Raw genomic sequence first — 21,271 nt, 5'->3', positions numbered from 1 at the left:
GACAGTCAATGGGTGTTGGCTCTCATCCCATTCTTACGCCGGTCTTACGAAAGTATTAATACCATTTAATTCAATGGCTTTCGCGCAGGTCTACTAACGTTTCGAAAAACTGGATCAGTAGTCACCACGGTCAGGTGTTTCGAATTCGATGCGTGTGGATCGTTGAAACAAGGCTTACACGCAGTCACGGATGAAAGGCTTGGACCACAAGGAGTAGAACGTGGATAGAAGACTTGCGACTGCCGCTTTACCTCGTATTTCTGCGCTTTCTCTTGCGATCCGCCTGGGAGTGGCCGGGTTGGTGATGGGGCTGGCGAGCCCGGATGTGTTCGCCGCCTGTAGCCCGGCGAGTCCCACCGCTGGAGCGACGGTGACCTGTACGGGTGTGCCGTCATTGCCGCTGTTACTCAATACCTTCAGCAGTGCAGTCAACAGCCTGACGGTCAACGTCAACGCGGGGGCGCAGCTCAATGCGACGTTGGGCGGTAAAGCACTGACCCTGACCGGCAACAACACGACGTTGAACAACGCCGGCACCATTGACCCGGCACTCCTCGGATTGGTTTCGGTGCTGAGCGGTGGTGTGGTGATCGGCAACACGGCAGCCAGCGTGTTGAATATCACCAACAGCGCCACCGGCATCATGCGCGGGACTGGCGCGTTGCTGGGGCTGAACCTGGCCTCGCTGGACGGCATGGCCCTGAACGCCACTAACGGCGCAGGCGGCACCACCACGATCGTTAACAACGGTGTCATTGGTTCTTCCTCTTTGCTCGGCCTGACGCTGTTCGCCTCCGATACCCCGGTGGTGGCGGTCCAGGGTGGCGGCCAGGTCAATATGACGAATAATGGCACCCTGACCGGGCGCGTGGCGTTCGAGAGCTCCACTACAGGGAACACGTTCCGCAACACCGGCACCATCTCTGGCGGCGTGTCGATGGGGACCGCCAGTACCAACACCTTTACGGCAGTCACGGGGTCGCAAGTGACCAACGGCGGCGGCATTGGCGTAAGCCTGGGCGGACTGATCGGAGTGAACCTCACCTTTGCGCCCACCGGCCAGGTGGACGGCGGGGCAGGCGGCAGCAACTCACTGATCCTTGAAAACACGACGGGTGTCGGTGGTGGCAGTACGGGTACCGGCACGGCCTCAAGCGCCAACTATGTCAACTTCAACAACCTGGCCATCAACAGCGGCACCTGGACCTTGCTAGGGCCGCTGGTCAGCGGTAGCACCACGCTCAATGGCGGCGTGGCGCAATTCAATAACAACGCGACATTCGGCAGCGGTGTGCTCACCTCTAACGGCGGCGCTATCGAAGCCACCACTAACAACCTGACACTGGCTAACCTGATGACCCTCGGAACCGGTGGCCTGACGGTGCAGGGGGCTGCTACCGGGCTGACCTTGAACGGCCTGATCTCGGGCAGCACTGGCTTGACCAAAGTCGGTACGGGCGAATTGATCCTCAGCGGCGCCAACACCTTCCAGGGTGGCACCACCTTGAACGCCGGCACGCTCACACTGGGCGATGCTGCAGCACTCGGCACTGGCGCCTTGACTGTGACGGGTGCGGGTACGTTGCAGAGCAATGCAGCGTTGACCACCAGCAATGCGATCACCTTGAACGCCAATCTGACCGTAGGCGGCGTGAACCCTCTGACCCTGGGCGGGGTTGTCAGCGGTGGCTCCGGGCTGATCAAGACCGGCGCATCGAGCCTGGCGCTTACTGGCAACAATACTTATACCGGCACCACGGCCTTGAACGCCGGTTCGCTGGTGGTCGGCTCAAACACCGCGCTGGGTACCAGTGTGTTGAACGCAACGGCGGGCACCACGCTGGATGCCAGCGCAGCGGTGAGCCTGGGCAATAACATCAACCTGGGCGGTAACTTGACCCTTGGTGGCAGCAATGCATTGACCCTGGGTGGCGCCGTGGCGGGCATCGGCGGGTTGATCAAGAACGGGCCGGCTGACCTGATTCTTAACGGGGCGAACACTTACTTTGGCAATACCGCGCTGAACGCCGGCAAGCTGGTGGTGGGCACGGATGGCGCGCTGGGTGCCGGTGTATTGAATGCGGCAGCCGGCACGACCCTGGATGCTAATACGGCGGTGAGCTTGACCAACGCGGTCAACCTGGCCGGTAACCTTGGAATCGGTGGCAGCGCCAACCTGACCCTGGGCGGCACAGTCAACGGTGCAGGCAGCCTGACCAAAAACGGCACGGCCGGCCTGACACTCAGCGGCAACAATAACTTCCTGGGTGGCACCACCCTGAATGCGGGCAGCCTGACCGTCGGCAGCAACACGGCGCTTGGCCTGGGCAACTTGACTGTCGGCGGCGCCGCCACCCTGGACAGCACCTCGGCGGTGGCGCTGGGCAATAACATTGCCCTCAACGCCGGGCTGACCGTCGGCGGCACCAATGCGCTGACCCTGGGCGGTGTGGTCAGCGGCGCGGGTGCGCTGATCAAGGATGGCCTGGCCAACCTCACCCTCAACGGCACCAACACCTTCACCGGTGGCACCAGCCTCAACGCCGGCACGCTGACCTTGGGCTCGGCAGGCGCATTGGGCGCAGGCCCCTTGACGGTCGGCGGTGCGGCAACCCTGGATACCAGCGCGACCTTCACCCTGGGCAACGGGATTGCCTTGAATGGCGACCTGACGCTCGCGGGTAACAATGACCTCAACCTCAGCGGCGTGATCAGCGGCGCCAGTGCACTGATCAAAAATGGCTTGGCTGACCTGACCTTGAGCGGCAATAACACCTTTACCGGGCCATTGAATATTGTCTCCGGCAGCGTCACCACCGGCAGCGCCGGTGCATTGGGTAGCACCTCTGGCGTTGATGTCAGCGCTGGCGCTGCGCTGAACCTGGGCGTCGATTCCAGCCTGGCCGGCCTCAGCGGTGCAGGTAGCGTGGCAGTCGGCAGCGGTTTGAATCTCACCGTGGGTGGTGTGAACACCAGCAGTACTTTTGACGGAGACCTGAGCGGTGCGGGCAGCTTGATCAAGGTGGGCACCGGCACGCTCACGCTCAACGCAATTAATGGCATCACCGGCAACACGACGATCAACGCGGGCACCCTGGATGTCGATGGTTCCCTGGGCAGCGCGTTGGTCGACGTGAATAGCGGCGGCACCCTTACCGGCAGTGGCTCGCTATTGGGTACGGCGAATATCAACAGTGGCGGGCACTTGGCGCTGGGCAGTGGCACGACCTTGTCGGCTGGCGGCCTGAACATGAGTGCCGGGGCCAGTCTGGATGTGGCCCTCGGCGCGCCGTCGCTGACCTCGCTGATGAATGTTGGTGGCAATGTGAACCTGGCCGGCGACCTTAATGTGAGCGATGCCGGTGGCTTTGGCGCTGGTGTGTATCGCTTGATCAACTACACCGGCGGCTTGACCGGTGCGTTGAACGTCAACACGGTGCCGCTGGGTTATGGCCTGGGTGATCTGCTGGTGCAGACTTCAGTGGGCAGTCAGGTCAACCTGGTGGTAGCGGCGCCGAATATTCGTTTCTGGGACGGCAGCAACTCCATCGCAAACGGCATTGTTGACGGTGGCAACGGCACCTGGACAGCGGGCGGCACCAACTGGACCTCGGCCGACGGCCTGTCCAACCAGACCTGGGGCGGTGGCTTCGCGGTGTTCCAAGGCGCGGCGGGCACCGTCAGCGTAGACGGCGTGCAAACCCTCACGGGCATGCAATTCGCCACCGATGGCTACAGCCTGGTCAATGGCACCGGTGGGCAGTTGAGTACCGGCAGTGGCAACTTCGCCGTGCGCGTCGACCCACTGGCGACGGCCACCCTCGGCGTGGAGATCACCGGCGCGGGCGTTCTGAACAAACTCGATACCGGCACGCTGGTGCTCAATGGCGCCAACAGCTACACCGGCGGCACCTTGCTCAATGGCGGTACGGTGGTGGTCGGCAGCAACACCGCGCTGGGCACTGGCACGCTGACTGCGGCAGCGGGCACCACGCTGGACAGCAACGCCGCCGTAACCCTGGGCAATGATGCGGTACTCAACGGCAGCCTGACGGTCGGCGGCAGCAACGCATTGGCGCTCAATGGCGCCATCAGCGGCATCGGGGGCCTGGTCAAGAATGGCACGGCAGACCTGACACTCGGCGGCACCAATACCTTCCTGGGCCCCGTGGCCTTGAACGCAGGCGGGCTGATCCTGGCCAGCAATACGGCGCTGGGCGCGGGCGTGTTGAACGCCGCAGGCGGTACCACCTTGGACGCCAGCACGGCGGTCACCACCACTAACGCGATCAACCTGGCGGGCAACCTGGGCATCGGCGGCAGCGCTGACCTGACCCTCGGCGGCGCAATCAACGGTGCAGGCAGCCTGACCAAGGAGGGCACGGCCAATCTGATCCTCAGCGGCGCCAACGCCTACCTGGGTGGCACCACCCTGAACGCCGGTACGCTGACCTTGGGCAGCGCCACTGCCCTTGGCCTGGGCAACCTCACTGTAGGCGGCGCGGCGACCCTGGATAACACGGCGGCGCTGACAGTGGGCAATGGCGTCGTGCTTGACGCCAACCTCGCCGTCACCGGCAGCAATGACCTGACCCTGGGTGGCCTGGTCACCGGCACGGCTGGCCTGACTAAAGACGGCGCAGCCAACCTGACCCTCAATGGCGTCAACACCTTCCAAGGCGGCACCACCCTCAACGCCGGTACATTAACCCTGGGCACGGCAGCGGCCCTGGGTACCGGCGCCTTGAACGTAAACGGTGCAGCTACTCTGGCCAACAGCACACCGCTGGTATTGGCCAATGCGGTCAACCTCAATGCTGGCCTGACCGTGGGCGGTCTCAACAACAACCTGACCCTGGCCGGCGTGCTGGCCGGCAGCGGTAGCCTGGTGAAAACCGGCACGGCGGATGTGAGCCTGACCGGCACTAACACCTTCAACGGCCTGTTCGATGTGCAATCGGGCAGCCTCACTACGGTGGGCAATGGTACGCTGGGTGTCGGCGCTGGGGTCAACCTGGCGAGCGGTACTTCCCTGAACCTGGGCGCCAGCGCCAGCCTGGGCGCCCTCACGGGTACCGGGATTGCCACCGTAGGCGCCGGCAGCACCTTGAGCGTCGGCAACAATAATCTGGACAGCACCTTCGACGGGATCGTGGCAGGCCTCGGCAACCTGGCCAAAGACGGCACTGGCGCCTTGACCCTTGGCGGCCTCAGCGTGGTGACCGGCGATGCCCAGGTCAACGCCGGCAGCTTGCTCGTCAATGGCTCCCTGGCCAGCGCCAATGTGGCGGTGGGCAGTGGCGCCACCCTCGGCGGCACCGGCACCTTGCTGGGCAATGTGAGCGTCGCCGATGGCGGCCACCTGGCCGTCAATTCAGGCGCGACCCTGACCACCGGTTCGCTGCTGCTCAATGCCAACTCCAACCTGGATGCGGGCCTCGGCGCGCCCGCCACTGGCGGCACGGCGCTGGTTCAGGTCAACGGCAACCTGACCCTGGACGGCACCCTCAACGTCACCGATATAGGCGGCTTCGGTGCGGGCATCTACCGCCTGATCGACTACACCGGTGGCCTGACCAACAACGGCCTGCAACTGGGCAGCCTGCCGGTGAACATCCCGGCCAGCGACCTGGACCTGCAAACTGCGATCGGCAACCAGATCAACCTGCTGGTCAACGGCAGTACCAATGTGCAGTTCTGGGACGGCAGCCAAACCACGGGCAATGGCACCATCGAAGGCGGCAGCGGCACCTGGAGTGCAGGCGGCAGCCAATGGACCGGCGTCAACGGCGCATTCAATACCGCCTGGACACCTAACAGCTTTGCCGTGTTCCAAGGCACGGCGGGCACCGTCACGGTTGACGGCGCGCAAGCCGTCACCGGTTTGCAGTTCGTCACCGATGGCTACAACCTGGCCGGCGGCGCAGCGGGCGCCTTGACCCTGTTCAATGGCGTGGGTGGCAACACCGCCGTACGTGTCGATCCCGGCGTCACCGCCACCCTGGGCGTCGCGCTCAACGGCGGCGGCACCCTGGCCAAGCTCGACACCGGCACCCTGGTGCTCAACGGCGCCAACAGCTACACCGGCGGCACCGCCCTGGATGGCGGCACCTTGGTGGTCGGCAATGACAGCGCCCTGGGCAGCGGCGTCTTGACCACCGCCAATGGCACCACCCTGGACAGCAACACCGCGGTCAGCCTGGCCAATGCACTCAACGTCAACGGCAGCCTTACCCTCGGCGGCAGCAATGCCCTGACCCTGGCCGGCACCGTGGCGGGTACGGGCAGCCTGATCAAAAATGGCATCGCCAACCTGACCCTCAGCGGCAACAACACCTATGCCGGCCCAACCGCCCTCAACGCAGGCGGCCTGATCCTGGCCTCCAACACGGCCCTGGGCAGTGGCGCCCTGAACGCGGCCGCCGGCACCACCCTCGACAGCAGCACGGCGGTCGCCCTGGCCAATACGGTCAATCTGGCCGGCAACCTGGGCATTCTGGGCACCGCTGACCTAAGCCTCAACGGCCTGGTCAGCGGTACCGGTGGCCTGACCAAAACCGGCGCGGGCAACCTGACGCTCAACGGTGCCAACGCCTATCTGGGCGGCACGCAATTGAATGCCGGCTCCTTGACCCTGGGCAATGCATCGGCCCTGGGCAGCGGTGCCTTGGCGGTCAATGGGGCAACCACCCTGGACACCAACACGGCGTTGGCCCTGGCCAATAACACCAGCCTGAATGCCGCGCTCACGGTCGGCGGTAGCAACGACCTGAGCCTCAACGGTGTGGTGGACGGCACGGGTTCGTTGACCAAGGCCGGTGGCGCCAACCTGACCCTCAACGGCGCCAACACCTACAGCGGCGGCACGGCGCTCAATGCCGGCACGCTGACCCTCGGCAGCACCACGGCCCTGGGCTCGGGCGCATTGACCGTCGGCGGTACGGCCACCCTGGCCAACAGCACGCCGCTGGTGCTGGCCAATGCGGTCAATCTCAATGGCGACCTCACTGTCGCTGGCAGCAACAACCTGACCCTGGCCGGTGTACTCGCTGGCAACGCAGCGCTGATCAAAAATGGCGCGGCGGACCTGCTGCTGACCGGCAACAACAGCTTCAGCGGCCCACTGACCGTGGCGGCGGGCAGCGTGACCACGACGGGTAATGGTGCGCTGGGCACCACCTCCGGCGTCACTGTCGGCAGCGGCGCCAGCCTCAACCTGGGTGGCGATGCCAACCTCAACAGCCTGGCCGGCAACGGCACGGTGCAGGTGGCTGGCGGCGCTACGCTGGCGGTGGGTGGCAGCAACCTGGATAACAGCTTTGGCGGTGCGCTCAACGGTGCCGGCAACCTGGATAAAAACGGCAGCGGGGTGCTCAACCTGAGCGGCACCAATGCCCTCAGCGGCGCGGCCACCGTCAACGGCGGTACCTTGAATGTCACAGGTTCCCTGGCCAGCGGCACGGTGGCAGTCAACAGCGGCGCGACCCTGGCCGGCAGCGGTTCATTGGCCGGCGCGGTGACCGTGGCCGACGGTGGGCACATCGGCCTGGCCACCGGCAGCACGCTGTCGGTGGGCTCGTTGGTGCTGGGGGGCAACTCGAACCTGGATGTCGGCCTCGGCACTCCGGTGCTGGGTGGCGGCACAGGCCTGCTGAATGTCGGCGGCGACCTGACCCTGGACGGCAACCTCAATGTCATCGATATCGGCGGTTTTGGCAGCGGCGTCTACAACCTCATCAACTACACCGGAGCCTTGACCGATAACGGCCTGGCCCTCGGGACACTGCCAGGCAGCGTGGTGCCGGGCGACCTGCAAGTGCAGACCGCGATCACCAACAAGGTCAACCTGCTGGTGACCGCGCCCAACACCACCGTGCAGTTCTGGGATGGCAACAGCCTGATCGGCAACGGTGCGATTGACGGCGGCACCGGCACCTGGAACGCGGGCAATACCAACTGGACCAATGTCGACGGCACCCTCAACCAGGGCTGGGTCAACAGCTTCGCGGTGTTCCAAGGCGCGGCAGGCAACGTGACGGTGGACGGCACGCAAAACATCACCGGCATGCAGTTCGTCACTGATGGCTACACCCTGGGCGCTGGCACGGCGGGCGTGCTCAACCTGGTCAATGGCGGCACCGGCAACACCGCGGTGCGCGTCGACCCGAACGCCACCGCCACCCTGGGCGTGACCCTCAACGGCGCCGGCACCCTGGCCAAACTCGACAGCGGTACCCTGGTGCTCAACGGCAGCAATGGCTACACCGGCGGTACCGCGCTGAACGGCGGCACCCTGGTGGTGGGCAATAACAGTGCCCTGGGCACAGGCGCTCTGACGGCGGCAGGCGGCACCACCCTGGACAGCAACGCGGCGGTCAGCCTGGCCAATGCGGCCGTGCTCAACGGTGCGTTGACGGTGGGTGGCAGCAACGCGCTGACCCTCCATGGTGGCATCAGCGGCAGCGGCAGCCTGGTGAAAAACGGTGCGGCCGCGCTGACGCTCAATGGCGTCAACAGCTACAGCGGCGGCACGGGCCTGAACGCCGGCCAATTGATCCTCGGCAATAATGCTGCCCTGGGCAGTGGCGCTTTAACGGTCGGCGGCGCGGCGCAACTGGATGGCAGCACCGACCTGCAACTGGCCAACACCCTCAACCTGGGCGGCCCGCTGACCCTGGCCGGCAGCCACGACCTGGCGCTCAACGGCGTGATCAGCGGCAGCGGCAGCCTGGTGAAAAATGGCAGCGGCGCGTTGTTGCTGACCGCTGCCAACACCTACAGCGGCGGTACCACGCTCAACGGCGGCAGCACCACCGGCAACACCACCAGCCTGCAAGGCGCTATCGCCAACAACGCGGCGTTGACCTTTGAGCAAGCCAGCGACGGCACCTACACCGGCAACCTCACCGGTACCGGCGTGTTGAACAAAACCGGCACCGGCGCGTTGCTGCTCAGCGGCAACAACACCTTTACCGGCAACACAAACGTCAACACCGGCAGCCTGCTGGTCAACGGCACCTTGAACAGCGCCGCGGTGCAAGTCGCCAGCGGCGCGACCCTCGGCGGCAGCGGTACCCTGGGCGGTGCGGTGAACATGGCCGACGGCTCGGTGCTCCAGGCTGGTGCCGCGACGCCACTGTCGGTGGGTTCGCTGGCCTTGTCGTCGGGCACCACCCTGGACTTCGCCCTCGGTGCGCCGGGTGCCTCCAGTACCGCGGTGAACGTGGCGGGTAACCTGACCCTGGACGGCACGCTCAACGTCAGCGATACGGGCGGCTTCGGCGTCGGTGTGTACCAACTGTTCCGCTACGGCGGCAGCTTGACCGATAACGGCCTCACCTTTGGCACCTTGCCGGTGGCACTGGGCAACCTGAGCCTGCAAACGGCGCTGGCCAACCAGCTCAACCTGGTGGTGCAAACCACTCCAGGGCAGATCCAGTTCTGGAACGGCGGCACCACCAACCCCGATGGCAGCATCAGCGGCGGCAGCGGTACCTGGGGGCCAGGCACCAACTGGACCGACCCCACCGGCACCCAAGGGCAGGCGTCCACCAACCAGTTCGCGGTATTTGGCGGGCAGGGCGGCACCGTGACCGTGGTCGGCAACCAAGGCTTCACTGGCCTGCAAGTGCTGGACGCCGGCTACATGCTGGTCGCCGGCGAGGGCGGCAGCTTGAGCCCCACCAATGCGGCGGATGGCAGCCTGGCGCCGGTGCGGGTCAATTCCGGCGTGACCGCTCAGATTGATGCACCGCTGGTGGGAACCGGCGGCATCAACAAGCTGGATGCCGGCACCTTGCTGCTGACCGGCGCCAATACCTACACCGGCGGCACCACCGTCAGTGGCGGTACGCTGGCGGGCACCACCACCAGCCTGCGTGGCAGGATCCTCAACAACGCGCGGTTGTTGTTCACCCAGCGCACCAATGGCCAGTTCAGCGGTACCTTGAGCGGCACCGGTGCGCTGATCAAGCAAGGCGCAGGCGCGCTGTTGCTGACCGGCAACCAGCCGTTCAGCGGCACCGTGGCAGTGGAAGAGGGCGTGTTGCAAGTGGGTAACGCGGCCAACCCAGGCGCGGTACTTGGCGGCCAGGTCACCGTGGCCAACGGTGCAGGGCTGACCGGTAACGGCAGTGTCGGTTCGCTGGTCAACAACGGCTCGGTGACACCCGACGGCGGCAAGCTGACCGTGGCCGGCAACTTCACCAACGCCAGCACCGGTGCGCTGAACCTGGTGATCACCCCATCCACCACCGGCTCCCTGGCCGTAGGCGGCACCGCCAACCTGGGCGGCACCTTGAATGTGGTCAACCTGGCACCCTATGCCGGCGCCACCACCTACACCCTGCTGACAGCCGGCGCGGTCAACGGCACCTTCGCCACCACCAACCTGGAGAACCTGGCATTCCTCACTACCGCGTTGAACTACAGCCCAACCCAAGTGGCCCTGGCGGTCAGCCGCAACGACGTCAGCTATGCCAGCGTGGCGGCCACCGGTAACCAGCGCGGCGTGGCGGCGGCGTTGGGTACAGGTACCGCAGTCGGTGGCGCAGCGGTGCAAAACGCACTGCTTAACGGTGATGCAGCGGCGGCACGCGCGGCCTTTGACAGCTTGTCCGGCGAAATCCACGCCAGCACCGCCAGCGCCATGCTTGAAGACTCGCGTTACGTACGTGACGCGGTCAACGAGCGCCTGCGCCAACCCGGTTGCTACCGCGAGGACGACCCGCGCAATGCTCTGGCACCTAGCGAGAACCACCTGAGCAGCGCCGGTTGCCACGGCGAGATGGTCGGTTGGATGCGCGTACTCGGTACCTGGGGCCATATGGGCGGTGACAGCAACAGCGCCAAGCTGGACCGTAACCTCAGCGGCTTCCTGCTCGGTACCGATAAGCAGGTGGACGACGCCTGGCGCGTGGGCGTGGCCGCCGGCTACACCCGCAGCGACCTGGACGCCAAGCGCCGCAACTCCAGTGCCGATGTGGACAGCTACCACCTGATGGCCTACACCGCCTACCAGCAAGAAGCCTTCGCCGCACGCATGGGCGTGGCGTACAGCTGGCATGACATCGAAAGCAAACGCAACGTGGCCGTCGGCGGCGAGGGCCAACGCCTCAAGGCCGACTACAAGGCACGCAGTGCGCAGGTGTTCGGTGAAGTCGGCTATACCATTCAAACCCCTACCGTGGCCCTGGAACCGTTCGCCGGCCTGGCCTACGTCAACTACGACAGCGACACCATTAAGGAGAAAGGCGGCTCGGCAGCCCTGCGCGGCGATGCCGACCAAGACATCACCTACTCGACCTTGGGCGTGCGCATTGGCCAGACCATCACCCTGGGCAACGGCTCGAAAATCACCCCACGGGGCAGCATCGGCTGGCGCCATGCCTTCGGTGACACCAAGCCCGACGCCGACCTGAGCTTTATCAATGGCGGTGGCTCGTTCAGCACCCAGGGCGTGCCGATTGCCAAAGACAGCGCGGTGGTGGAAGCGGGCCTGGACTACCAGATCAGCCAGAACGGCAGACTGGGCCTGGGCTATTCGGGCCAACTCTCGCGCAACGACAAGGACCACGCCGTGACGGTAAGTTTCTCCCTCGGTTTCTGATCAAGGCCGAGTTTTCTTGAACCGCCCGCAAGGGCGGTTTTTTTGCCCCATGTAGGAGCGAGCTCGCTCGCGAAAAACCTCAACGATAACGCGGGCATCCTGATTAAACGCGGCGCCTGTGAGTTTTTCGCGAGCAAGCTCGCTCCTACAGGAGATTGCACTTGGCTGTGTTGATGTGGGGCCTCGGGTGAGGTCCGTTGGGGTTACCTGAACTTCACCAGAATAGCTGCAACTATTCCCCATGTGAGGGCCGTGAAGGCCATCGCCGTAAGGGTGGTCAGATGTCGTTTCAAGTAAGGGGGGAAGTTTTGAAGATCAATTGGGCTCAACTCCCCATTTAGAATAGAAGCCTTCGGCCACACCACCATTCCGGCTATTTTTGACATTTCCAGCAGGGACCAAATCAACCCGCGTTTCCCCAAACTACTTCCCCAGATGTAAATATAGCGACTGTTTTTTAAGGCTTCCTTGATGGCATCCAAATGACGATGGGTCATATACAGGCTGTAACCAAGACCGACTACGGAGAGAAAGCCGGGACCTCCCGCGACAATAATCGCCAGCCATCTTGGCCAGGTATCGATGCTGGTCATGGTTGTGTTGCCTCGTAAATCAGCTCGCCTATGTACTCGCCGCCCATGCCACCGGCAGTAGTCCCCACCCATGCTCCGGCGCCGACTAAGGCCGCAACACAGACAACACCTCCGATACCACCTGTAGCCACGCCGATCGCCATGCAGACTGAGCCACTGGCAGCTCCAGCCGCCCATCCACTAAATGCGCCAAGAGCACTGGATAGGCCGAGCTTCCCCAATTCAGTGAACTTGATCTTCTCGCAAGCTGCACCAGAATCCCCATTACAGACCTGTTGAATAGCCAACAACGACGACACACCGCCCAGCCCAATTCCAATATAACCACCCGCCTTCATATACTTGGCAGCCCGGCTCGTCGCTTCCACATGCGCGGCATACCCCGGAATCTGCCCAGGCCCACCCGCTTTGTCCCAGTGATGCACCAGACTGCGACTGGAAATGCCCAGGGCCGTTTTCAACTTGGGGTGATCGCCCAGGGTGGTTTGGCCACGTAAGCGCGTGGAGTTGAGCAGGTGGGCATCCAGCTGGCTCATGAGACGCTGGCGATCGGTGAAGAACTGCGACGATTTGAGGTGGCCGTGTTGGCGGTAATTTTCTTGATGTAAACGTTCGATTGCTTGGAGGGTGTCGCGCAGGTTGTTCAGGTGCGTTTCCATCACCACAGCGCTGACGCCGAGCCAGGTTGAGGTATGGCCGATAAATCCAGCGATCTCGGCACCATGGCGATACAGAAAGTCCGCCTCGTCTGGCGTCAGCGAATCCAGAGATGCGCTGACGTGTTGTGCAGCCTGCATCAGTTGCGCTTCCTGATAGGTGCAGGAGGTGTTGTTCGGATCGCTGAGCACGATCATCGAGCCGGCTTTGAGGTGACTCGTATTTGGGTTCAGTGCTTGAAACTTGCGCATTACAGCCGGGTCGAGCGTTGGAAAAAGTGTGGCTTGCAGCGCCTCACGGCTCACACTTTTGGGCACGATATAAAAACCTGGCTCCTGGCCCATCACACCGTTAATGACATTCGCAGCCGCATTGCTTGAAGGTGTGTAGGTGGGTTGAGAACGCGCCACTGGGGTGCTGCTCGCCGTTTCTGCGGTGCTGGTTTGTGGGGCTGCGTTTCGGCTCCTATAGGTAGCCTTGTAAACCGAAGGGATCAGCCGAGCTTTACAGGGGCAGTCACTGTGGCTGTCCAGCGTACCGGCAGTAAGCCGGCCATGACTGTTAATGAAATGAATACCACCGACGATCCGATAGATTTGCCCATCTTTCCCGCAACTGACTCGATCCCCTGCACGGGCATGGAGCAGGCCATACATGTTGACTCTGTCATCACCGTCCAGCACTTCGCCGCCGCAGGTGGTCTTGTCACCCTTGCCAATGAAATAACCCACGCTCATTGTTTTGCCCTTTATCCATTAGAGTTTTTGGCCGCACTTTCCGAGGTGAGAAAGTCAGCGGCAGCCAAACTTTGGAGAGGGATTTCCTGAGGGTAAAGTCAGACGTTTCCGGGCTTTTCGTCGTACAAATCTGATCAGTCCGCAGCACCCCATACAGTCCCCCGAGAGAGCAGTACCGCTCCTTGTCCCCGCTTCCCATGTCACCCCCCCCAGCCCACAGATCCCTTAATTTTCAAGCCTGCCGGAAGCCCCTCCAGGCCTACGGCTGCGCCCGCATTTTTTACAGGCGCGCGGTACTGCCGATCCAAGCGGCAAAACTGAATACGGACATTCTCGTCAACCGTGAATTATCAGGCAGGTTCCCCATGCAGTTCAGCGCCTGTTCGACCTTGATCGGCATTGTGTTCGGTTTTGTGCCGGCGCGAAATGCGGTGCGGTTGGACCCGATAGAGGCATTGGCAAGGGACTGACCTGTGGGAGCTGGCTTGCGATAGCCATAGGTATCTACACAACTTTGTGGGTTGCCGGCATTCCGGCTTTTCAAAAGTGAGCCGCCGTCAGGGCGGAACCCTAGGTGGCCGTTACCGCAGGAATGGATATGTACTCGGTATGACTGTGTCGACTGTCAGGCCGTCTTCGCAGGCAAGCCAGCTCCCACATTTAGACCTCGGCGCGTCAGTTAGATCAGCGTCGGCTGCAGGGCCGTCACGGGAGCAAACTCCCTCGCCACAGGTCCGGCGTCGCACCAAAGTTGTGTAGATACCTATGGCTATCGCAGGCAGCTCCCACATGGGATTTTTGCTTGGCTTATAGGGCAGTGTCAGACTCGGTCGAGTACATCCACCGCAACAGCGAATGCCGCCCGCTGATTCCCAACTTGATCGCCGCACGCTTGAGGTAGCTCTCGATGGTGTTGACCTTCAACGCCAGTTGCTCTGCCAGCTCCGGCGCGGTGCGCCCGGCCAGCAGGCCTACGCACACTTCCAGTTCACGGTTGGACAAGGTCAGCCCCGATTGCACCAAGCGCTCCTGGATGCGTCGGCGCAGGGTGTCGATGCCTTGGTGTTGCGGCACTGCCGACGGGCTGTCCGGGAGCGATGGCTGCAGCGCAGTGATGTGTTTTTCCACCATGGGCAGCAACAGCGTGGAGAAGTCCTGGAGCATGCTGCGTTCTTGCGCAGAAAAACTCTCGGACGGGTGCGAGCGATACACCGACAGTACGTAGCGCACATCGTCCTTGCGGCGCGTGAGGTGCAGTTGTGCGGCGAGTTGCTCGCTGCCCAGGGCCGCCACCGAATCGGTGTATACCGGGCTGATCTCGCGACGGCCAAGGCCTTCACGGCTGACGTGCAATTGGGTGATATGGGTGGCGTCCACTGCCAGTTGGGTAAGGATCAGGTCATGCAACATGCGTGGGAAATGGCGGCTGCCGGTGCTGGCGATGACCTTGCCTATCTGTGGGAACAGGTGTGAGTTCATCAATTCGTCCATGAGTTTCGTGCAGGTATTGGGCCTTATAGCGACGGGGATTAAGAAGGTAACTAATGTGAATAACCTGCAGTGATAGTGCGTCCCGCCGCTGACATGCTAGTACAGGCTGGCTGAAGGAGGGGGATCCAATCTGCGAAAAAAAACATTAAGCAGGCATAGCGGCAGTCGGATCCTTCCGACCGCCGCCCGGGCACCGCAAAACGCGTGGGTTTGGGCGCTATTTCATCGCGTACGCCGCTGTCGTGGTGGGCCGCAGGTTGGCACCGTTGCACTTGGCCAGGGCCTGGTGGATATCGGCCAGCAGGTCGGCAACGTCTTCAAGCCCCACCGACAAACGCACCAGCCCCTCGCTGATACCGTGCTGCGCCCGTTGCTCGGGGGTGTAGGTGGAGTGGGTCATGCTCGCCGGGTGTTGGGCCAGTGATTCGGCATCCCCCAGGCTGACCGCGCGGGTGAACAGTTGCAGCGCGTTCATGAAGCGCTGGCCGGTCTCGATGCCTCCCTTGAGTTCAAAGGCGATCATGCCGCCGGGCAGTTTCATTTGTCGGTTTGCCAGTTCGTACTGTGGGAAAGAACGCAGCCCCGGGTAGGTCACCCACTGCACGGCCGGGTGTGCCTGCAACGCCTCGGCCACCGCTTGGGCGTTGCTGCAATGGCGGTCCATGCGCAGGCCCAGGGTCTTGAGGCCGCGCATCAACAACGCGGCGTCCTGGGGCGACATCACCGCGCCGGTCAGGTCCTTGAGCCCTTGCAGGCGAATGCGCTGGGCCAGGGCCTGGTTGCTCACTGCGATGCCCGCGGTGATGTCGCCGTGGCCGCTGAGGTATTTAGTGGCCGAGTGCACCACCACATCGGCGCCCAGTTCCAGGGGACGCTGCAGGTAGGGGGTGCAGTAAGTGTTATCGACCACCACGGTGACATTCGGCTGTTGATGGGCCAGCTCGGCCACGGCGGCGATGTCGATCAGGCGCAGGTTGGGGTTGGCCGGGGTCTCGCAGTAGAGCATGCGGGTGGCCGGGGAGAAGGCTGCTTGCAGGGCGGCCAGGTCGGTCAGGTCGACATGCCGCACCTTGATGCCGAATTCGCCCAGGCCGTGGTGCAGCAGGGCGAAGGTACAGCCATAGAGCGTCTGGCTGACGATGATCTCGTCGCCCGGGCGCAACAGGGTCCAGAACGTCGCGGCGATCGCGCCCATGCCGGAGCTGAACGCTACGGCGGCCTCGCCGTTTTCCAGGCTGGCCATGCGTGACTCCAGCAGGGCCAGGGTCGGGTTGGAAATGCGCGTATAGAAGTGGCCGCTGGCTTCGCCGGCAAAGCAGGCGGCGCCGTATTCGACGGTGGGGAAGGCGAAGGTGGCAGACAGGTAGATGGGCGGGACGAGGGCGCCGTGGTGGTCAACGGGGTCATAGCCGTGGTGGATGGCACGGGTAGAAAAGCCGAAGCTGGTGTGTTTAGTGTGCATGTCGGGCGCTCCTTATTTCCTACAATGCTATGCTCATAACCACGCATGAACCTTGCAAAAAAGCCCGGGAAAACCTGCGTTTGTGGATCAAATATCGATAAAAATAATGATTAGAGGCACGTTATGCCCATCAAGCTGGACCGTACGGACAAAGCCCTTTTAAACGCGTTGCAAGGCAATGCCCGCCTGACCGTGGCCGAGTTGGCCGAGCGGGTGGCCCTCACCACGTCACCCTGCTGGCGCCGGGTGCGCACCCTGGAGGAGAGCGGGGTGATCAGTGGCTATCAGGCGATCCTTTCTCCAAAGGCGCTGGGTTATGGGGTGACTGCGTTTGTCAGCATCATGATGGAGAGCCACACCCAGGAAATCGCCCGGGCGTTCGAGCAGCGGCTGTTGGCGATTCCGGAGATTGTGGCGTGCCATAACGTTTCGGGGCGCTATGACTTTTTGCTGGAGGTGGTGGCCAAGGATTTGGAGTCGTTTGGTGAGTTTGCGCGGGAGGTTTTGCAGACGTTGCCTTGCGTCAAGGAGATTTATTCGAGTTTTTCGTACAAGTCGGTGCGGCCGTTGCGGGTGATTCCGTTGCCGGGTTGACGGGGGGCTACGGCGCGAGCCGATGCGTATCCAGCTGACGCCCTGCGATCCAACTGTGGGAGCTGGCTTGCCTGCGATAGCGGTCTGCCAGCCGGCCCATATCTACCTGACACCCCGCAGTCCAAATGTGGGAGCTGGCTTGCCTGCGATGGCGGCCTGCCAGTCGGCCCATATCTACCTGACACCCCGCAGTCCAAATGTGGGAGCTGGCTTGCCTGCGATAGCGGTCTGCCAGCCGGCCCATATCTACCTGACACCCCGCAGTCCAAATGTGGGGGCTGGCTTGCCTGCGATGACGGCCTGCCAGCCGCCACCTATCTACCTGGCACCCCACGATCAACCTGTGGGAGCGGGCTTGCTCGCGAAGGCGGCCTGGCAGGCGACACAGTTGGACCGGGTACATATCCTTTATTTTGGTAACGGCCACTTAGGGTTCCGCCCTGACGGCGGCTCACTTTTGAAAGCGCAAAAGTAAGCAAAACGCTCTTGCCCCACCACTCGGCACCTCGCCTAGGCTCGGTGTGCCCGTAATCCGCCAGTGATTTGGGGGGCCGCCGCCACGCGCCATCCATGGCGCGGGGCGGCTAAACCGGCATCCCTGCCGGTTTACCCCCCAAATCCCTGTCGAATTCCGGCCAGCGTGGTTTAACGGGGCGCCTAAGATCAAGATCACAAGCAGATCAAGATCAAGAGCTACTCGCTTCGCATCGTGGTTAGGTTGGGGTTGGGGGGCTTTTGCTTTTTTGGGCGACACCGTGCAGCAGCAGCGCCTCGAACACTCGCTGCACGCGTGGTTCGTCGCTGTGTGCCACATTGAAGCGCATTGAGTCGCGGTGGGCCGGGTCATAGCCAAACAGGGCGCCGGGGGCCAGTACCATGCTGCGTTTCAGCGCTTCCTGGGCCAGGAGTTCGCCGTTTACGCCGGGCGGCAGGCGTGCCCAGATGAACATCCCGCCTTCATACGCCATGGGCAGTTCGCACCCGCAGCGTTTGAGCCATTGTTCGACGCGCCCGCCGGCTTCCATCAGGCGCTGCACCATGCGTTTGCGATGCTTGGCGTAGCTGCCTTCGCTGAGCATGCGGTAGACGATCTGTTCGAACAGTTCGGAGGTGACGCCGCCGCTCATCAATTTCATGTTGGTGAGGTTGGCGGCCAGTTGCGGGGCGGCCACCACGTAGCTGACGCGGGTGTTGGCACTCAGGATCTTCGAGAAACCCGACAGGTAGGTGACCTGGTCCAGCCCGGCGACGGCGGCCAGGCGTGGGGGTGGGTTGGGGTGCAGGTCGCCGTAGAGGTCGTCCTCGACGATGTGGCAGTGATAGTGCTGGGTCAGTTGCAACAGGCGGAACGCCTGGCTGGGGCTGAAGGAGTGGCCGGTGGGGTTGTGCAACACGCTGGTGGTCAGGTACAGGCTGGGGCGGTGTTCGGCCAGCAGCTGTTCGAGGGCGGTGAAGTCAAAGCCGTCGGGGCGGCGGGCAATGGTGATGACTTTGACGCCGTGCAGCGCCAGGTTGGCGTGGAAGTTGAAGTAGCACGGTGCATCGAGCAGCACCGTGTCGCCGGGGCGGGCGAGCAGGCGCATGAGCATATCCAGGCCCTGCACGGTATTGGGTGTGGTGATGATCTGTTCCACCGGCACCGACAAGCCTTCGCCGTGCAGTTTCTGTTGCAGCGCCTGGCGCAACGGCAATAGCCCCGCCGGCGTGCCCAGGCCGGCGATGCGCAGTGACGGGGCGCGCACCACACTGCGCATGGCTTGGCGGATCGCTTCGCCATTGAGCCAGTCCTCCGGCAAGTGCCCGCCACCGGGGCGCAGTTCGCCACTGGCGGTGGCCAACGGGCGGCGCAATACGCTGAGCAGGTCTTGGGGCAACAGGTCTACCCAGGTCGCCGAGGCCGGGCGGGTGCTGTCCATCGCCACGAAGTAGCCGCGGCCCTGGCTCGAGGTGAGCAGGTGGCGTCCGCGCAGGCGGTCCAGCGCTTCATTGAGGGTGAACTTGCTGACGCCGAGGATCTGGGTCAGTTCACGCACGGATGGCAGTTTGCTGCCCGGTGCCCATTCGCCCTTTTCGATGGCGTGGCTGAACGCCTCGACGATCTGCTGGACCTTGGGCGTGCCTTCTACAAAAGCGATGGCGGATACAAACATGACGCGTCCTTGTGTTTGCCGGTGCTTTTACCGGTGAAGTTAGGCCGGATTAGGCATCACTTTACCTGCCTTGCGCAATGCCACTCCCCTAGACTGCGCGGCATCTCGCCAGGAGATGGCGAAATTTCTTACACCTAAGCAATGGATTCTGCATTTCCATGAAGACTTATATGTGCGCACCCTGCGGTTTTATGTACGTAGAAGAACTGGGCATTCCGGAGGACGGAATTCCCGCAGGCACCCCTTGGGAAGAGGTGCCTGAAGACTGGGCATGCCCGGATTGTGGCGTGACCAAGGCCGATTTCATGGCCATCAACCTCCCTGAACTTCAAGAAGCCTGACACACCATCAACGAAAGGAATCGTCCCATGCACAGCAAACTGATCAACGCCACCGTCCCGTTCTGCACCGGTGTGGCCCACCAGAAATACCTGGGCGCCGAAAAGGGCCTGCAAACCGCCATCGAAGGCGACTGCACCCACTGGTACATCGACGGCAGCCTGTTCGGCGAAATGGTCGATGACTGGACCGACGCACGTATCGAAAGCCTGCAGGCGCAAATCGCGGCCACGGGGGTCAAGCCGGTTTTCCACGGCAACTTCAAGGCGCCGTTGGGCAGTGATGTCGAGGCCTTCCGTAGCGCGGCCGTGGAGTACGTGAAGAAGGAAATCGACATCGCCAGCCGCCTGGGCGCGCCGTTGATCATTCATGGTGGTTGCATCGTCGAGCCGAAAATGGTGCTGATGGCCAAGAAGGTTGCCCTGGAGCATTACCTCAAGTCGGTGCAGGAACTGGCGTTGTACGCCAAGGCCAAGGGCACGGATATCTACCTGGAAAACCTGTCCAACTACGTCAACTATCGGCCATTCCATTACATCTTCACCCACGAAGCGGAATACGCCTTTGTGTTCGAGCGCCTGCAAGCCCACAGCAATGTGTACTTCTTCCTCGATGCCGGCCACGCCAACATCGAGAACGGCCTGCCGGCAGAAGTGGTGCGCAAGTACCACCACCTGATCAAGGGCATTTCCTTCAGCAACAACAACGGCGTGCAAGACCAGCACTTCGGCATCCATGACGGCAACTGCGATTACGCCGATGTGCTGCAGGCCATTGTCGAGACCAACTGGAAGGGCCTGGTTGCGTTTGAAACCCGCAACCAGACCGCCAAGGCCGCCCTGGCTGACCTGGCGGTGATGTACCGCGACTCCCTGACCACCGAAATCGCCGTCGCCTGATCGGCCTGGGGCGAGCGCCGGCTGCGTTCGCCCCGTTGCTGCTGTTTCTCTTTATTCAAGGTGCTGGCCATGACAAGTGCGTTAACCCTGTCTTCATTTCTCTACTTCCTGTTGTTCTGCGCCACCATGACCTTCAGCCCGGGCCCCATGACCCTGCTGTTGCTCAGCCTGGGCTTGAAGGATGGCCTGCGCAGTTCGATCCCGGCGCAGGTCGGCGCCAGTGTGTCGTACCTGATTTCGATCCTGATCTTTGCCGTGGGCTTTTCGGAACTGATCAAGGGCAACCTCGCCATTACCCAGACCATCCAGTTTGTCGGGGTGGCCTACATTCTTTACCTGGCCTACAAGCAGTGGACCAGCAGTGGCGTGTCGATCAACAACGCCGGCACGGTTGAGGGCGCGCGCAGCCTGTTCGGCAAAGGGCTGTTGACCGGGTTTTCCAACCCCAAGACCATCATCATGTTCAGCGCCGTGTTCCCGCAGTTTGCCGGCGCCGGTGAACACAGCTCGGCGGCGGATATCGCCATCCTTGGCCTGACGTTCCTGCTGCTGCAATTTGCCAGCGGCTGCCTGTATTGCTATTTCGGCCAGCGCATCAAGCATGTACTGGAAAACCCCAAGCGGCGCGTGCTGTTGCAGCGGATCACAGCCGTGTTGCTGCTGGGCGTGGCCTTGATGCTGGCGCGTGGGTTTTCGCACTGAAGTATTAGCCAATAAGCGGTAGTGGCGATTTGACGTTGC

The 21,271-nt window shown here is 62.7% G+C and carries 11 protein-coding genes; 5 read left to right on the top strand and 6 right to left on the bottom strand.

From position 1 onward, the window contains the following. The first annotated feature begins 220 nt into the window (after positions 1 to 220). Positions 221 to 11,608: an autotransporter-associated beta strand repeat-containing protein gene (locus tag PSH76_RS15565; RefSeq protein ID WP_305492511.1), complete on the top strand. Its 11,388-nt coding sequence runs from the start codon at positions 221 to 223 to the stop codon at positions 11,606 to 11,608. A gap of 203 nt (positions 11,609 to 11,811) precedes the next feature. Here the strand turns inward: PSH76_RS15565 and PSH76_RS15560 are convergent, their stop codons facing one another. From PSH76_RS15560 to PSH76_RS15540, 5 genes are all read right to left on the bottom strand, one after another. Continuing rightward, a complete protein-coding gene (locus PSH76_RS15560) occupies positions 11,812 to 12,201 on the bottom strand; it encodes a hypothetical protein (RefSeq protein WP_305492510.1) in 390 nt (129 codons plus the stop codon). Then, positions 12,198 to 13,595, bottom strand: a complete 1,398-nt coding sequence (locus tag PSH76_RS15555; RefSeq protein WP_305492509.1) for a PAAR domain-containing protein — start codon at positions 13,593 to 13,595, stop codon at positions 12,198 to 12,200. The genes PSH76_RS15560 and PSH76_RS15555 overlap by 4 nt, the downstream gene beginning before the upstream one ends. 280 nt (positions 13,596 to 13,875) lie before the next feature. Then, complete coding sequence (locus PSH76_RS15550) at positions 13,876 to 14,139, bottom strand: hypothetical protein (RefSeq protein WP_305492508.1); 264 nt, start codon at positions 14,137 to 14,139, stop codon at positions 13,876 to 13,878. A 263-nt stretch (positions 14,140 to 14,402) separates the two neighbouring features. Next, on the bottom strand, positions 14,403 to 15,074 hold the full coding sequence (locus PSH76_RS15545; protein ID WP_305492507.1) for a helix-turn-helix transcriptional regulator: 672 nt from the start codon (positions 15,072 to 15,074) through the stop codon (positions 14,403 to 14,405). Positions 15,075 to 15,303: 229 nt separating this feature from the next. Then, entirely contained in the window at positions 15,304 to 16,548 is a 1,245-nt protein-coding gene (locus PSH76_RS15540) for a methionine gamma-lyase (protein ID WP_138763508.1), read from the bottom strand. Positions 16,549 to 16,671: 123 nt separating this feature from the next. On the opposite strand from PSH76_RS15540, the gene PSH76_RS15535 reads away from it, so the two are divergent. Next, complete coding sequence (locus PSH76_RS15535) at positions 16,672 to 17,142, top strand: Lrp/AsnC family transcriptional regulator (RefSeq protein WP_014718112.1); 471 nt, start codon at positions 16,672 to 16,674, stop codon at positions 17,140 to 17,142. A gap of 713 nt (positions 17,143 to 17,855) precedes the next feature. Here the strand turns inward: PSH76_RS15535 and PSH76_RS15530 are convergent. Further along, the gene (locus PSH76_RS15530) at positions 17,856 to 19,292 is read right to left on the bottom strand and encodes a PLP-dependent aminotransferase family protein (protein WP_098951868.1); all 1,437 of its coding nucleotides are present in this window, start codon (positions 19,290 to 19,292) and stop codon (positions 17,856 to 17,858) included. A 158-nt stretch (positions 19,293 to 19,450) separates the two neighbouring features. Between PSH76_RS15530 and PSH76_RS15525 the strand changes: the two genes are divergently transcribed. From PSH76_RS15525 to PSH76_RS15515, 3 genes are all read left to right on the top strand, one after another. Then, entirely contained in the window at positions 19,451 to 19,633 is a 183-nt protein-coding gene (locus PSH76_RS15525; protein WP_032892249.1) for a rubredoxin, read from the top strand. 27 nt (positions 19,634 to 19,660) lie between these two features. After that, on the top strand, positions 19,661 to 20,530 hold the full coding sequence (locus PSH76_RS15520) for a sugar phosphate isomerase/epimerase (protein ID WP_305492506.1): 870 nt from the start codon (positions 19,661 to 19,663) through the stop codon (positions 20,528 to 20,530). A gap of 69 nt (positions 20,531 to 20,599) precedes the next feature. Then, complete coding sequence (locus tag PSH76_RS15515) at positions 20,600 to 21,232, top strand: LysE family translocator (RefSeq protein WP_032892247.1); 633 nt, start codon at positions 20,600 to 20,602, stop codon at positions 21,230 to 21,232. Positions 21,233 to 21,271 lie beyond the last annotated feature (39 nt).

The organism is Pseudomonas sp. FP215, from assembly GCF_030687795.1.
GTDB classification, from domain to species: domain Bacteria; phylum Pseudomonadota; class Gammaproteobacteria; order Pseudomonadales; family Pseudomonadaceae; genus Aquipseudomonas; species Aquipseudomonas salmasensis.
This window is presented reverse-complemented; position numbering and strand designations above follow the sequence as displayed.